Raw genomic sequence first — 14571 nt, 5'->3', positions numbered from 1 at the left:
TTACTTGTAAGGCATTAATGCACCCAGTGGTGTTTTTCGGCCTTTTGCTGAATACTGCTTTGGGTGGCTTGAGGCATAAACAAATGGTTGTTATTTTCGAAGAAAAAAGCAGGTCGTTTAGTTTTGCTGCCCACTTCGTTCATCGATGCTGCATCATATACTCGTCCGTTGATCACTGTGTAGCTTACATACTCGCTGCGACGAATATCTGTTAGAACATCACCGTCTATTATCATCATGTCGGCCAGCTTTCCTGTTTCGATGCTGCCAAGTTGTTTACCCATCCCTAAGTGAGTAGCACCGTCTATGGTGCCTCCGCGCAAGGCTTCCCATGGGGTAAAGCCCCCTTGGGTCATTAACCACAGTTCCCAATGAGCGGCTAGTCCTTCTCGTTGCCCATGGGCCCCTATATGAACGCTAACGCCCTTATCTCGGAGTGTTTTAGCATATTGTGCTACATATACGTGGTTGTATTGATTATCCGGTGCAGTGGGCCGACGAATAGAACGTTCATCTAATAAAAAGCTAGGGGTGTAACGTAACAAACGCTCGTTCTTCCATACTTCAGTGCGATCGTACCAGTATTCTTCACCCATTAAACCACCATAAGACACGACAAAGGTTGGGGTATAACCAAAATCAGTTTGTTGCCAAAGTGAGGTTAGGTCTTGATATCCCTTAGCAATGGGTAATGAATGCTCTAAACCTGTGTGGCCGTCAACTAACATAGATATATTCTGTTGATACTTACCACCGCCTTCAGGCACTACCATTAGTTTTAATTCACGGGCTGCGGCCAAAATCTGTTGACGCTGATCGCGACGCGGCTGGTTATAACTTTTTACTGAAATAGCCCCCGCATCTTTAAGGCGTGTTAAGTGCGTTAGCGCGTCATCATAGCTGTTGATAATTGCTTTATATCCTAACGCTTCAGCACCGTAAATAATGGTACCTGTTGAATAAGTGCGCGGTGCAATGCGCTTACCTGCTTTTTGTAATTCGGCTGCGGAAAATATTTCAGATGTATCATTAGAGGGGTCGTGAATTGTTGTAACTCCAAATGCCAGTGCTGAGTACATATTCCAGTTTTGATTGGGAATGATTTCATTACTTCCTTGTGCACCGTGAGCGTGTGCATCAATCAAGCCTGGCAGTATTGTCTTGCCGCGAGTATCGATTTCTTGTGCACCGCTTGGTATTTCAATTTCTGATTGTTTCCCAACGGCAAAAATTTTATTGTCTTTGATGATAACGACAGCATCCTGAATCACTTCCTGCTGGTTATCAGCATCACGCATGGTGACAACTGTTCCGCCAACGAGTGCTTTATAACCTGAAGGCTTGTCAGTTTTTTGTTTAAATGATAACGAAATACCGTCAGTAACCGGCTCAGGTAGTTCTTCCGTTGCTTGGGAAACAAAAGCAAAAGCATCTTTCAATTCTCGTTCATAGTATGTTGCTGCGTGATACCAGCTCAGTGCTTTACTGTCGCTGCGCCACGTTAGATATTCCCCGGCGCGGTCAGATAGCTGCTTGATAGGAATCGTTGTGCTTGCAGGACCAATGTCCTGACGCTTACCAATTTCTGTAAACGGAGCCACATAGGCTTTGTATTGATAAACGAAGGCAATCCATTTTTTGTCTGGCGACAGGCGATATTCTGCTATTTTGTCCGCACCATATAAGTGTTCACGCTTATCCTCGCCATTCAAATCGACGCTGACAAGTTGTTGTTCAGGATAATCAGAGCCAGGCACAGACTGGGTCATATAAACTCGACTATTGTCACCAGCGAAATGCGGAGCACTGCCACTTTTAGCCACGCGTTTATGTTGTTTACCTTTAGCTGACGCTATATAAATACCTGGTTCAACTGAATAATCGGGAGGTAATAAATATCCACCGGTTTTTTTGTTATAGGTAATAAGATTATCGTCAGTGGAAAAGCTAGGCTCTATATAGTGGCCTGGGGCAATCGTAATCACCTTTTCAGAGCGACCTGACGTTGATACAGTGCGCACGCTTCCTAACGTTTGATCATTCCAAGTGGTAAACACGATTCGCTTACCGTCGTGGGAAAAGCGCGGGTAGTACTCATCATGATCATTTTGTTTGGTTAAGCGTCTCGTTCTACCACTTTCAAGGTCTTTGATGTAAAGCTTCCCTAAGGCTTGAAATAAGATGCTTTCACCATCAGGTGATTTTTGTGCCCAACGCGTCATTTTAATATCAAAGGTATCAGGGGCAACATCAACGTCAAATCGTAATGCATCGGCATATCGCACTTTAGATTGGACTCGAACAGGGATATTGCTAAGCGCTTGAGTTTTCACATCTAAACGATGAAATTTACCCGCCGTCCAAAATACGATTGTCTTTGAATCAGGGGTCCAGTCAAAATAGGGAAAATATCCTTCGGAGCCAAAACCTTCTTGCATGTCTCGTTCGAGTTCAAAATAAAGAGGCGTTTCAGTTCCTGTTTGAATATTTTTAATAAACAGAGCCGTTTTTTCTTTTATTCGACGAATAAAAGCAATGTGTTTGCCATCTGGTGATGGCGTCGGGACAACAGCACCGCCGGTGCCACTGATATAGCGCTCTTCTTCACCTGTGGTTAGATCGTAGCGCGTGATGGCAAAAATGCCTTTTAGGGGATCACGGTTGTAATCAAAAGTGCTACCGGAAGAAACATCTTGAGTGTAATAAAGATATTTTCCATCAGGAGAAAAAGCAGGATCAGCAATATTTTTTTGGTCCGAATTGCCATTAACTCGTTTTTTAATGACCATTCCATCACCACCTGAATGGTGATAAAGCCAAATTTCGCCAGCGGGAATACTTCGACTAGACATAATCCCTTTATTTGCCACTATATATTGACCGTCAGGACTCCACTTAGGGGAATGAATTAAATTATTTTTCTCTTTTGTGACTTGCACCATCCCGCTGCCATCTAGATTCATCACCCAAACATTCGAGAGGCCGTCTCTGTCAGAGATAAAAGCGATTTTTTTACCGTCAGGACTAAAGGTTGGGTGTATGTTCCAAGCAAAGTCTTGGGTCAACGATTTTGCATCACCGCCATTGATAGCGCTGATGTAAATATCACCTAGCATGTCAAATACAAATTGTTTGCCGTCTGGCGAGACGTCAAGACTAGACCAAGTAGTTTCGTCGGTATCTATGTTTACTTCATGTAGTTCAAAAGGTGGGTTTAATACATCCCATTCTGGTTTGTTGTCATTTTCTTCCCGTTCGACGATAACTTCACTTTCTTGAATTTTACTGCGACTGAGTGCTTCGCCCCCGAAAGTTAACATTGCACTGAGTAAAGCCCAGCTAACGACATTTATAGACATAGTATTTTCCTGATCGATTATTATTATAAAAACATACCCAACAAAGCATCGCAGGAATATACAAAAGTTCACTTTTAAAGGCCAATTTTCCCATTGAGGACTGCTTAGCAAATATGCTATTTATGTGAACTTATGTTCACACTGTGGTTTAAGTTATCTTACACACTGGCAAGCATTTGAATTTGTGCAATATCGGTATCACCTTTTATAACTTTAAGAATGCTGTCTTGAATCAAGGTGCGCATGCCATCGTGCATTGCTTGTGTTTTTAGTTGACTCACGGGAGCCGTTTTATATACCAGTGAACGTAGAGCAGGTGTCATGCTAAGTAATTCGTGTACACCCGTGCGACCTTTATATCCTGTATTACCGCAAATCTCACAGCCTTTTGGCTTGTGTAACATCAGGGGGGAGACGAGTTTAAGCTCAGGTAGATAATCAGCGCCATATTGACGTTTAATAAAATCCATATCTGTATCAGTGGCCAGTGTGGCTTCTTTACAATTCTGACATAAGGTGCGGACAAGTCGCTGAGCAAGAATGCCGATGCACGCATCTGTAAAATTAACTGGGTCTATACCTAAGTCGAGCAAACGAGTTATGGTTTCTGGTGCAGAGTTGGTGTGTAGAGTTGAAAATACCAAGTGACCTGTTAATGATGCTTCTATGCCGGCATGAGCCGTTTCTTTGTCACGCATTTCACCAATTAGAATGATATCAGGGTCTGCCCGCAAGAAAGCACGTAGTGCGCTAGCAAACGTAAAGCCGATACGCGGGCTTACTTGAACTTGCTGTAAACCAGGCTGAGTGATTTCAACAGGATCTTCTGCTGTCCATATTTTTTTGTCTGGGGTGTTAATGTGACCTAAAACAGCATGTAGGGTCGTTGTTTTACCTGAGCCTGTAGGACCAACGACTAATAGGATCCCGTGGGGCTTTTTAATCATCCTTAAAATGGTTTGCTGATTTGCGGGAGACAAATTCATTTTTCCCATAGGTAATGCTCCGCCGGTCGAAAGGATACGCATAACGACACCTTCACCTGCAACCGTCGGAATAGTCGCTACGCGGACTTCTATTACTTGACCTGATAATTTGAAAGCCAACTTTCCATCTTGTGGCAAACGTTTTTCTGCAATATTAAGGTTAGACATGATTTTAATGCGCGCGATGACCGCATTATGATGCGAAGCGGGAACTTGTGTAATGTCTCGGCATACGCCGTCGATTCGCATACGTACACGAGTTGGCGCATTTTTTTCTGCATCTATATGTATATCGGATGCTTCAAGCCGTTTAGCATCATGTAAGATTCGACTAACAAGACGCACGACGGCGGGAGCATCATCAGACATATCGTCCAGTTGTTCATCTGCCTCCTGACCACTCGTGCCGATTTCGTCGAGTATTTCGTCCATTGCGCCAGGGCCTACACCCCCACCATTCGCTTCCCCAAGGTATTGCAAAATTGTATTGGGCAGTGCCACTGATATTCCATAGCTTTCGATTCCTAACGCGCTCTCGATTTCCATCAACAGACTCGCATTGCTCGGTTGAGCCATGAGCACGGTGGGTCGATCTGTCGAATCCGTCACCACTGCAACAAAATTGCGCTTAAGATAAGAAAGGTTGAGTTTGCTATTACTTTGATAAAGTCTGAAACGGTCGGGTTTATAACCTATATAGGGCACTTGATAGTGAACTGACAGGGCAATACCCATTTCGTCCTCAGGGATACGCTTTTCGGTCATTAAGCGCTGCACGAGTAGTTCGTGCTCAGGATTTGCTTGTACAAATTTATTTAGAGTCGGCTCATCGATGACTTTCCTATGAACAAGATAATCAAAAGGTTGACTGGTGCCGCCAAGTTCATAGCGAAATTTATTGCCTAGGGTTTGCGCAACTTTATTGGCTAATGCTAAATCTGCCGATTGAAAAGCACCGTCATTCTTATTAATAATCTGCATAATGCCCATTAAGACGCCTGCATTTAAGATCGGTATACAGATTAGATTTTGCGTTCTAAAAGTAGAGTGTTTATCGAACTTATCCGCAAATTTCAATCGAGGATGAATAGCCGATAATTCATCGCTGCTATAAGGATCATTTATAATGAGAGGAATTTGACTAAGCGCTACATAACCGGCAATAGAGTGAGGACTAATAGGAACTTTTATTTCCTGTACTTCGTTACCGGTTTTAAAACGAGCGACTAAATCTTGGTGTTGCATCCTACGCTGGAAAATACTCATACGTTGCGCTTTAAATAATTTCAGCAACATAGGTTCCAGCGTATCATAGACACTTAATAGAGATGGCGCATTTACCAACAGATTTTTAAGGTCTTGTAGAGCAGATTGTTGTTCCATAGGGGGCAGCTTCTATGTTGTTTTTATTATTTGCTATAGCCTCACTATAGCCGAGGGAATTTGTGGATAACACCGTTTTACTTGAACTAAGGTAACCTTGGCTTAGCGCTTGGCAACGTTGAAAGCAGTTAAACTCCATTATTTTACAAACTGCTGTTGCAAAAGTAAGCGATACAGGTATAATTCGCGCCCACTTGTCCAGAAGGGCAATGGTTTTTGACTTAAGCTTCGGCATGATGTCATTAAATACAGGACCCTAATTTTGGGTTAGCAGTTTTCATTCATCCCCCTACCTAAAATAGAAAAGGTAGTCGAGGATGGTTTTTTTTGTTCTTTCGATTGGAGCTTAATCGATGCCAAATCAAAGAATTCGTATTCGTTTGAAAGCGTTTGATCACAAGTTGATCGATCAGTCCACGGCTGAAATCGTTGAAACAGCGAAGCGTACCGGTGCTCAGGTTAGTGGACCTATTCCTCTACCTACCCGTAAAGAGCGTTATACAATACTTACTTCGCCTCACGTAAACAAAGATGCACGTGATCAGTATGAAATTCGTACACATAAGCGTTTGGTGGATATCATCGAGCCTACTGATAAAACAGTAGATGCCTTGATGAGATTGGACTTGGCTGCCGGTGTTGATGTTCAAATCAGCCTGGGCTAACAAGAGAGGGTATTAACAATGGCGATTGGTCTTATCGGTCGTAAAGTTGGTATGACACGCATCTTCACTGAAGACGGCGTATCAATACCAGTGACTGTTATAGAAGCCACCCCGAACCGTGTTACTCAGTTACGCACTGACGAAACCGACGGGTATACAGCGCTTCAAGTAACCGCTGGCGACAAAAAAGCGAACCGCGTAAATAAAGCAGCAGCAGGTCATTTTGCTAAAGCTGGCGTGGAAGCAGGTCGTGGTTTATGGGAATTCCGTTTAGACGGCAACGAAGGCGAAGGCATAGAAGTTGGCAGTGAAATTACTGTTGAAATTTTTGCTGACACTAAAATGGTTGACGTTGTAGGAACTTCTAAAGGTAAAGGTTTCCAAGGTGCTATTAAGCGCTGGAACTTTAGCCACCAACGTAACACACATGGTAACTCATTGTCTCACCGTGCTCCTGGTTCAATTGGCCAAAACCAATCACCAGGTAAAGTCTTCAAAGGCAAGAAAATGGCCGGTCAGATGGGAAATAAACGTGTGACTGTTCAGTCTTTGGATGTAGTACGTGTTGACGCAGAGAACAATCTTCTTCTAGTAAGAGGCAATGTTCCTGGAGCGCCAGGTGGCGACGTCATCATCAAAGCTGCAATTAAAGCGTAACGTCTGGGGAGTTAAGTGATGGAATTAGTATTGAAAGATGCGCAAAGCGCTCTTGAAGTATCCGAAGCAACCTTTGGACGTGAATTTAACGAAGCACTAGTACATCAAGTAGTAGTTGCATTCGGTGCAGGTGCCCGTCAGGGTTCTAAAGCACAAAAAACACGCTCTGAAGTTCGTGGTGGTGGTGCCAAGCCTTGGCGTCAAAAAGGAACTGGTCGTGCCCGTGCTGGTACAATCCGTAGTCCTATCTGGCGTTCTGGTGGTGTAACATTTGCTGCTAAGCCACAGGATCACAGCCAAAAGGTTAACAAGAAGATGTACCGTGGTGCGATACAAAGCATCCTATCTGAATTGGTACGTCAAGACCGTTTAATCGTGGTTGAAAAGTTTTCAGTTGAAGCGCCTAAAACGAAAGAATTAATTTCTAAGTTAAATGAGCTTGAACTAAGTGATGTACTAATCGTAACGTCTGAAGTTGATGAGAACTTGTTCTTAGCAGCTCGCAACTTATATAAAGTTGACGTACGTGACGTGCAAGGCATTGACCCAGTCAGCCTAATCGCATTCGAAAAAGTGTTGATAACTGCTGATGCAGTGAAAGCATTAGAGGAGGCGTTAGCATGATTAACGAAGAACGTCTTTTAAAAGTGGTTTTAGCACCACATGTTTCTGAAAAAGCAACGCTTGCAGCTGAAGTTAACAACACTGTTGTTTTCAAAGTGCTTAAAGATGCGAACAAAGAAGAAATCAAAGCGGCAGTTGAAAAATTGTTCGAAGTTGAAGTTAATTCTGTTCGTACCGTAAACGTCAAGGGTAAAACCAAGCGTCACGGTTCATCTTTCGGTAAGCGTAAAGACTGGAAAAAAGCGTACGTTGTGCTTAAAGAAGGTCAAGACATCGACTTTGCTGGCAGCGAAGGCTAAGAAGGGGACTAGACATGCCATTATTGAAAGCTAAGCCGACTTCTGCTGGTCGTCGTCACGTAGTTCAGGTTGTTAACCCTGATCTACACAAAGGCGCTCCTTATGCTCCTTTGCTTGAAAAGAACAGCAAATCTGGTGGCCGTAACAATAACGGACGTATTACAGTACGTCACGTTGGTGGTGGCCACAAGCAACACTATCGTGTTATAGATTTCAAACGCAACAAAGATGGCATTCCAGCCAAAATTGAGCGTTTAGAATATGATCCAAACCGCTCTGCTAACATCTGTTTGGTGTTATACGCAGATGGTGAGCGTCGCTATATCTTGGCTCCTAAAGGTGCTAAAGCGGGTGATCAGATTCAATCTGGTTCAGACGCTGCGATCAAAGCTGGTAATACTTTACCTATGCGTAACATCCCAGTAGGTACTACGGTACATGCTATTGAGATGAAGCCTGGTAAAGGTGCACAAATTGCTCGTTCTGCTGGTCAATACGCACAGATCCTAGCGCGTGCCGAAGGTTATGTAACTCTTCGTCTACGTTCTGGTGAAGTTCGTCGAGTATTAGCAGACTGCCGTGCCACTATTGGCGAAATCGGTAATGCAGAACATATGCTACGTTCACTTGGTAAAGCCGGTGCGAACAGATGGCGCGGTATCCGCCCAACCGTTCGTGGTGTTGCCATGAACCCAGTAGATCACCCACATGGTGGTGGTGAAGGACGCACATCAGGCGGCCGTCACCCAGTTTCACCTTGGGGTGTTCCAACTAAGGGTAAGAAAACCCGTAGTAACAAGCGTACCGATAAACTTATCGTACGTCGTCGTAATAAGTAACAGCGAGGATTCACCATGCCACGTTCTCTCAAGAAAGGTCCATTTATAGACCTCCACTTGCTGAAGAAGGTTGAGGCTGCAGTGGAAAAGAACGACAAGAAACCAATCAAAACTTGGTCTCGTCGTTCTATGATCATCCCAGATATGATTGGGTTGACCATTGCGGTCCATAACGGTCGCCAGCACGTTCCAGTTTTCGTCAGTGACGAAATGGTCGGCCATAAGTTGGGCGAATTTGCGCCAACGCGTACTTACCGCGGCCATGTCGCGGATAAGAAAGCTAAGAGATAGGGGATAAAATATGGAAGCATTAGCTACACATCGCCATGCCCGTACCTCGGCTCAAAAGGCACGCTTGGTTGCAGATCAAATTCGCGGTTTACATGTTGAAAAAGCACTTGAGCTTTTGGCTTATAGCCCTAAGAAAAGTGCTGGTCTAATCAAAAAAGTATTAGAATCAGCAATTGCGAACGCTGAACACAACGAAGGCGCAGACATCGATGAATTGACTGTCGCAAAAGTTTTCGTTGATGAAGGCCCAACAATGAAGCGTATCAAGCCAAGAGCCAAAGGCCGTGCTGATCGTATATTTAAGCGTAGCAGTCACATCACCGTTGTTGTGGCTGATAACTAGGAGAAGATAATGGGACAGAAGGTACATCCTACAGGCATACGCCTGGGTATCAGCAAACCATGGACATCTACCTGGTACGCTAATACTGCAGATTATGCAGATAACTTGTTTAATGATCATCAGGTACGTCAGTATCTGACGAAGGCACTTAAAACTGCTTCTCTTTCTAAGATCGTTATTGAACGTCCAGCGAAAAGCATCCGTGTGACTATTCACACTGCTCGCCCTGGCGTTGTAATCGGTAAGAAAGGTGAAGACGTTGAGAAGCTACGTAAGTATATATCTAAGTTGGCCGGCGTGCCTGCTCAGATTAACATTGCTGAAGTACGCAAGCCTGAATTAGACGGTCAACTGGTTGCTGACAGCATTGCTAGTCAGTTAGAGCGTCGTGTAATGTTCCGTCGTGCTATGAAGCGCGCAGTTCAAAACGCGATGAGAATTGGTGCCAAGGGTATTAAAGTTCAAGTAAGTGGCCGTTTAGGCGGAGCTGAAATTGCGCGTGCCGAGTGGTATCGTGAAGGTCGTGTTCCATTACACACTTTCCGTGCTGACATCGACTATGCAACGTCAGAAGCTAACACAACTTACGGTATCATTGGCGTGAAGGTCTGGATCTTCAAAGGTGAAGTATTAGGCGGATTGCCTCTTACCCAAGAGCAACCAGCTCAGCCTAAGAAGAAAGGCCGTTCACCTAAGCGTGAGGGCTAATTATGTTACAACCTAAACGTATGAAGTTCCGTAAAATGCACAAAGGTCGTAACCGTGGCTATGCCGCTGGCGACAGTGTGAGTTTTGGAACGTTCGGACTAAAATCCGTTGGCCGTGGTCGTATGACTGCTCGCCAAATCGAAGCAGCTCGTCGTGCTATGACACGTGCCGTTAAACGTCAAGGTAAAATTTGGATTCGAGTTTTCCCTGACAAGCCAATTACTGAGAAGCCTCTAGAAGTGCGTCAAGGTAAAGGTAAAGGTAACGTTGAATACTGGGTTTGCCAAATTCAACCAGGTCGTGTTTTATATGAGATGGAAGGTGTTCCAGAATCAGTAGCTCGCGAAGCGTTTGAATTGGCCGCGTCAAAACTGCCGTTTAAAACCACCTTTGTAACTCGGACGGTGATGTAATGAAAGCCACAGAACTGAAAGATAAAAGCGTAGAAGAATTGAACACTGAGCTACTTAGTTTGCTTCGTGAACAATTTAACCTACGTATGCAAGCGAGTACTGGTCAGCTTGAAAAAACTGACCAAATTCGTAAAGTACGTCGCAGTATTGCGCGTGTTAAAACCATTCTGACTCAAAAGGCTGCTGCATAATGACTGAACAATCAAGTCGTACAGTACAAGGTCGTGTGGTCAGCAACAAAATGGATAAAACCATTACTGTTGCAGTAGAGCGTAAAGTGAAACACCCTATTTATGGTAAGTTCATTAAACGTACTACTAAGCTACACGCTCATGACGAGACTAACCAATGTAACGAAGGTGACGTAGTAACAGTACGTGAATGTCGTCCTTTGTCTAAATCCAAAAATTGGATGTTGGTAGAGATCGTTACTAAAGCTTAATCAGTTTTAGATACTACGCTAAAAGGCGCGCCTCGTGAGAGTCGCGCCTTTTTTGTTTATCCTGTCCCATCCTGAACTCGCTTTTAGTATTGACTTTAGATTTACCGTTGATAAAAATTGTTGGTTAAACGGTTATCTAGCTTCAGTTATTACCTGGTTAATTGAATTCTCAAGAATAATGGCATCGATGACGCTAGCCTGGGTGCGAATGCTCAGACCTTGTTCAGAGGCTGTTCTGCCCCTTAATTCTTTTTTCGATGGTTGTACTGGACATTCTCCCGTCCTCATATGATGGATTGCTGCACTGAAAACTTTTTCGTTTCGGTCACCTAACACATGCTGAAAATCGTCATTTACCACACAGCCCTGCACATCAGCTTCGAACTGAGGTGTGGGGGTAGGAATAAAGCCGTCAGCGTATCCGCCGAAACCTTTTTGATTACTTCCTTGAAACTGTATTGTGAAATAGGTTTTCGAGCAATTATCTTGGGGGTAAAAGCCGTAAGGCTTGCCGCAGGTGGTATCACCAATTAGCACTACTCTTATATCTATTCCTCTGAGTCCGTTAATGAAAGCTTCACTGGCTGAACAGGTTGCACTGCTTGAAAGTACGTATACGGTACTTAACCCTAGACTGGGTAACGTGTTAGTGGTCAATACGCCTTGGTCGTAGTCTATCTCACGTCCGTAAAAGGGCGTGGCTTGTAGGCGCTGTCCAGTGATAGGATTAAAATTAAGGTGTTTTCGATTAAATTGTAGATTATCGAAGGTGAGCCCATCGGTTTGAGGCGAGCCAGTAACCATAAAGGCTAACTGCGATGCCATGGATAATAACCCGCCGCCGTTGTAACGCATGTCTAATACTAATGCTTGTATATTGTTTTGGCTGAACGAGGTGATGGCTGTAATTAATTGCCTCTGAGCGCTCTGAATATGGCTATTGAACTGCATATAACCAATCAGACCAATATCTGTTGCAAGCACTTTGCTATTTTGTACCGGTGAGAGCGTGATATCCTGAGCGACAAGTTGGTAGCTGATTTGAGCACCATTTAGTTTTAATAAGGTGAAATTGACACTCTGCTCGGTGAATGATGGAAATAATGCTGCGTTGATTGCATCCACATCATCGTTGTCTTCGGTCTCAATAAAGTCGATTGAGTTTACAAGGATTAACTCATCTCCCCTTGTTATCCCTGCTAAGTCTGCTGGCGAGCCTGGTTCCGTGTAACGAACGATTATTCTTCTAGGCGCACTTGCTTGGATAAACTCCCAACTAATACCGTAACCAAAGGTAATGCCTCTTTGCGTCCGTGTTAAATATTCTTGAGTTGTTTGTGAGAAATGAAAATTATCTTTAAACGATCCTGAATCTGTTCGAAAATCGCTTTTTAGTTGATTGAAGTAGTCAGCTACCGAAAACTCAGCGGGATCGTTGTCATCGACTTCGTCAAACCAAAGGTAGGTGTCATTGGTCCATGATCGCAACCAAAGTTTTTCGTCATTCGAATTACCCGCAACATCTGTATAAGCTTCGCCTGTGATAGTGTTCGTACCACGCCTAGGTACTTCACAGTGGTCCTTAAATAGTGACTCGTCGTCAAATTCGCCTCTTACCCAGCGGTTATCAATTTCAGGCGCTGGTAGGGGCGGTGATATTAAAGCGTTACTGCTTTCGCCGCTTCCACCGCAACCGAGCAGAAATAAACACATAAACGTTATGCTCGAAGGTCGACAACTCATTTTGAAATTCACGTATTACTCACCTGTTATCGTATAATTTTCTTCTGCAATTATCCTAAAATTTAGATGGATTATCTTTTGTCAATCTGGCGAAAAACGAGCAAGCAAAACCACACTTATGTGACCATATCAGCAGAATGAAGTATGTCAGATCCTATGCCACTATGGTCGAATATCCTAAAGTTCAATGTCTAAAAGTACATATTGACGCTATTGTTTTGAATTGGATATATGCATTTACGCTACTTTTTTACACAATCTACATTACTAATAACGCAATTATTTCTGGGGCTGCCGATCGTGGACGGCTGATCATATCCCTTTAGGGATTGATTAAGATAGCCACTTCGATTCAGCGAATTATCGAGCCTTGGAGGCACTAAAAATGGCTACTAAAAAGCCGAATGTTTGCCAATCTACTTCAAAGCCCAGAACAGTGCTTTCGAGCCTGATTTATTTATTGGTCGTAGGGGCCTTTGCTATTTCGGCGCTTTTTACATTGGACCGATTGATTCAAGCGCAAGCCAAGGTTGCTCTTGAGGTGAACTTAGGTGGCCAACAGCTGATGTTACTACAAAGAGCAAGTTTATTTGCCACAACCTATTTGTACAGCGGTGACAGGGCAGCCAAGCAAACTAGCTTGCAAGCGCTAGGCGAGTTGCAAGCAAACCACCAACATTTACTCCACGAGCACTATAATGCGCTAGCGAATAAGCAACACTCGCCCTTGTCTAATACGTTGCAAGCGCTTTATTTTACGTCTAATAACAATGTTAACGATCAGCTAAATTTATTTAGTGAGCAGATTTATAATGCTTTAAATCAGCAGGAAAAAGACAATAAACTTGATGCAAAAATATTAATGGAACTGACCTATACGCCTTTATTAAATAGTTTAAGGGATGTTGTTGAGCAATATAAAGCTCAGGACAATAAACGTATCGCGACGTTACGCTTGGTTCAAGTTGTTATTTTTTGGTTGATCGTATTTGTATTGTTTATTGGACTAGTGGTTATTTTTTTAAATGCCCGACAGCAGCAACAAAAAATAGTAAGCGCTAACCTTTTGAACATTGATTCAGAGCAATTTAATCCGACGTTTAATCGCTTCGCTTTTGAGTTATCAGCTTCCAAATTGATTGCCACGGCTCGCCGACACAATGAAGCGATGAGTGTGTTAGCGTTTGATATTGATCGGTATCCTCGTATTCTTGAAAATCATGGCCAAGAAGTGGCTAACCAAATATTAACGCGAGTAGCGAAAATAATACTCGAAGTGTGCCGAGAATCTGACTATTTAGGTCGAGTCACAGATGAGCAGTTTATATTGTTATTGCCTAAAACGTCTGCCGCCCAGGCAGTAAGCTTGGCTAATAAAATTAGACTTCACTTTCAAGATGAACATCAGGGACTTTACTCAAATCAAATTTCGCTATCCGTTAGTATTGGGGTAAGTGAATTAGGCAGTGATGATAGCCTGCTGCAACAGATTATTTCCAGAGCAGAGCAGGCTTTAGGGAGAAGAAAGAACGAAGGAAGCGCCAGAGTGTGTGTGGCGTAATATGTAAAGATATAAACAATATGTTTTTTGATGACATTTTCTACAGCTCCAATCTTGGCCTAGATTGGGGTGAATTTATTACCTTTTAATTGTTCTGAACTTGCAACGCTTCATTGATTCATTCGATTAAGCGAATCTAGTTCTGGTAGATTTATTTTTTCGCTCTCAGTGCTATTCTTACCAAAACGTTTTGATAGCCTATGTGCTTTTGCTGGCTATACTACGGTAATACTTAGAATAAATATAAGTCTAGTAATG

General features: G+C 43.3%; 15 protein-coding genes. 12 read left to right on the top strand and 3 right to left on the bottom strand.

Features of this window, described 5'->3' with window-relative positions:
* Positions 1-14 precede the first annotated feature (14 nt).
* Together GQS54_RS07885 and GQS54_RS07880 are read right to left on the bottom strand one after the other, a co-directional pair.
* The gene (locus GQS54_RS07885; RefSeq protein WP_166423452.1) at positions 15-3359 is read right to left on the bottom strand and encodes an amidohydrolase family protein; all 3345 of its coding nucleotides are present in this window, start codon (positions 3357-3359) and stop codon (positions 15-17) included.
* A gap of 158 nt (positions 3360-3517) precedes the next feature.
* The gene (locus tag GQS54_RS07880; protein ID WP_166423451.1) at positions 3518-5728 is read right to left on the bottom strand and encodes a GspE/PulE family protein; all 2211 of its coding nucleotides are present in this window, start codon (positions 5726-5728) and stop codon (positions 3518-3520) included.
* Positions 5729-6081: 353 nt separating this feature from the next.
* Here GQS54_RS07880 and rpsJ point away from each other — a divergent pair, with 353 nt between their 5' ends.
* Genes rpsJ through rpsQ form a run of 11 tightly spaced genes read left to right on the top strand, consistent with a single transcriptional unit; the run spans position 6082 to position 11009 of the window.
* Positions 6082-6393, top strand: coding sequence for a 30S ribosomal protein S10 (gene rpsJ, locus GQS54_RS07875; protein WP_006992667.1), 312 nt, complete (start codon positions 6082-6084; stop codon positions 6391-6393).
* An 18-nt stretch (positions 6394-6411) separates the two neighbouring features.
* Positions 6412-7050: a 50S ribosomal protein L3 gene (rplC, locus tag GQS54_RS07870; protein WP_158771435.1), complete on the top strand. Its 639-nt coding sequence runs from the start codon at positions 6412-6414 to the stop codon at positions 7048-7050.
* Between the two features lie 18 nt (positions 7051-7068).
* The gene (gene rplD, locus GQS54_RS07865) at positions 7069-7674 is read left to right on the top strand and encodes a 50S ribosomal protein L4 (RefSeq protein ID WP_166423450.1); all 606 of its coding nucleotides are present in this window, start codon (positions 7069-7071) and stop codon (positions 7672-7674) included.
* The gene (gene rplW, locus GQS54_RS07860; RefSeq protein ID WP_007104264.1) at positions 7671-7973 is read left to right on the top strand and encodes a 50S ribosomal protein L23; all 303 of its coding nucleotides are present in this window, start codon (positions 7671-7673) and stop codon (positions 7971-7973) included. The genes rplD and rplW overlap by 4 nt, the downstream gene beginning before the upstream one ends.
* Before the next feature lie 14 nt (positions 7974-7987).
* A complete protein-coding gene (gene rplB / locus GQS54_RS07855; protein ID WP_158771431.1) occupies positions 7988-8812 on the top strand; it encodes a 50S ribosomal protein L2 in 825 nt (274 codons plus the stop codon).
* Positions 8813-8827: 15 nt separating this feature from the next.
* A complete protein-coding gene (gene rpsS / locus GQS54_RS07850) occupies positions 8828-9103 on the top strand; it encodes a 30S ribosomal protein S19 (RefSeq protein ID WP_011573392.1) in 276 nt (91 codons plus the stop codon).
* A 10-nt stretch (positions 9104-9113) separates the two neighbouring features.
* On the top strand, positions 9114-9446 hold the full coding sequence (gene rplV, locus GQS54_RS07845; RefSeq protein ID WP_007104261.1) for a 50S ribosomal protein L22: 333 nt from the start codon (positions 9114-9116) through the stop codon (positions 9444-9446).
* 9 nt (positions 9447-9455) lie between these two features.
* Positions 9456-10154, top strand: coding sequence for a 30S ribosomal protein S3 (rpsC, locus tag GQS54_RS07840; protein ID WP_166423449.1), 699 nt, complete (start codon positions 9456-9458; stop codon positions 10152-10154).
* A gap of 2 nt (positions 10155-10156) precedes the next feature.
* Complete coding sequence (gene rplP, locus GQS54_RS07835; protein ID WP_006992675.1) at positions 10157-10567, top strand: 50S ribosomal protein L16; 411 nt, start codon at positions 10157-10159, stop codon at positions 10565-10567.
* Positions 10567-10758, top strand: coding sequence for a 50S ribosomal protein L29 (gene rpmC, locus GQS54_RS07830; RefSeq protein WP_158771429.1), 192 nt, complete (start codon positions 10567-10569; stop codon positions 10756-10758). Before rplP ends, rpmC begins: the two co-directional genes overlap by 1 nt.
* Entirely contained in the window at positions 10758-11009 is a 252-nt protein-coding gene (gene rpsQ / locus GQS54_RS07825) for a 30S ribosomal protein S17 (protein WP_166423448.1), read from the top strand. The genes rpmC and rpsQ overlap by 1 nt, the downstream gene beginning before the upstream one ends.
* 132 nt (positions 11010-11141) lie before the next feature.
* Here rpsQ and GQS54_RS07820 read toward each other — a convergent pair whose 3' ends face one another.
* The gene (locus GQS54_RS07820) at positions 11142-12722 is read right to left on the bottom strand and encodes a S41 family peptidase (protein WP_240919860.1); all 1581 of its coding nucleotides are present in this window, start codon (positions 12720-12722) and stop codon (positions 11142-11144) included.
* A gap of 415 nt (positions 12723-13137) precedes the next feature.
* Between GQS54_RS07820 and GQS54_RS07815 the strand changes: the two genes are divergently transcribed.
* Positions 13138-14313: a GGDEF domain-containing protein gene (locus tag GQS54_RS07815; protein ID WP_166423447.1), complete on the top strand. Its 1176-nt coding sequence runs from the start codon at positions 13138-13140 to the stop codon at positions 14311-14313.
* Positions 14314-14571: the final 258 nt, after the last annotated feature.

The organism is Paraglaciecola sp. 20A4 (assembly GCF_011378905.1).
Classification (GTDB): Bacteria; Pseudomonadota; Gammaproteobacteria; order Enterobacterales; family Alteromonadaceae; genus Paraglaciecola.
This window is presented reverse-complemented; position numbering and strand designations above follow the sequence as displayed.

Excerpts from the sequence above, each read along its gene's own strand:
- GQS54_RS07885 (WP_166423452.1), bottom strand. The coding sequence starts at position 3,359 with ATGTCTATAAATGTCGTTAGCTGGGCTTTACTCAGTGCAATGTTAACT.
- GQS54_RS07880 (WP_166423451.1), bottom strand. The coding sequence starts at position 5,728 with ATGGAACAACAATCTGCTCTACAAGACCTTAAAAATCTGTTGGTAAAT.
- rpsJ (WP_006992667.1), top strand. The coding sequence starts at position 6,082 with ATGCCAAATCAAAGAATTCGTATTCGTTTGAAAGCGTTTGATCACAAG.
- rplC (WP_158771435.1), top strand. The coding sequence starts at position 6,412 with ATGGCGATTGGTCTTATCGGTCGTAAAGTTGGTATGACACGCATCTTC.
- rplD (WP_166423450.1), top strand. The coding sequence starts at position 7,069 with ATGGAATTAGTATTGAAAGATGCGCAAAGCGCTCTTGAAGTATCCGAA.
- rplW (WP_007104264.1), top strand. The coding sequence starts at position 7,671 with ATGATTAACGAAGAACGTCTTTTAAAAGTGGTTTTAGCACCACATGTT.
- rplB (WP_158771431.1), top strand. The coding sequence starts at position 7,988 with ATGCCATTATTGAAAGCTAAGCCGACTTCTGCTGGTCGTCGTCACGTA.
- rpsS (WP_011573392.1), top strand. The coding sequence starts at position 8,828 with ATGCCACGTTCTCTCAAGAAAGGTCCATTTATAGACCTCCACTTGCTG.
- rplV (WP_007104261.1), top strand. The coding sequence starts at position 9,114 with ATGGAAGCATTAGCTACACATCGCCATGCCCGTACCTCGGCTCAAAAG.
- rpsC (WP_166423449.1), top strand. The coding sequence starts at position 9,456 with ATGGGACAGAAGGTACATCCTACAGGCATACGCCTGGGTATCAGCAAA.
- rplP (WP_006992675.1), top strand. The coding sequence starts at position 10,157 with ATGTTACAACCTAAACGTATGAAGTTCCGTAAAATGCACAAAGGTCGT.
- rpmC (WP_158771429.1), top strand. The coding sequence starts at position 10,567 with ATGAAAGCCACAGAACTGAAAGATAAAAGCGTAGAAGAATTGAACACT.
- rpsQ (WP_166423448.1), top strand. The coding sequence starts at position 10,758 with ATGACTGAACAATCAAGTCGTACAGTACAAGGTCGTGTGGTCAGCAAC.
- GQS54_RS07820 (WP_240919860.1), bottom strand. The coding sequence starts at position 12,722 with ATGTGTTTATTTCTGCTCGGTTGCGGTGGAAGCGGCGAAAGCAGTAAC.
- GQS54_RS07815 (WP_166423447.1), top strand. The coding sequence starts at position 13,138 with ATGGCTACTAAAAAGCCGAATGTTTGCCAATCTACTTCAAAGCCCAGA.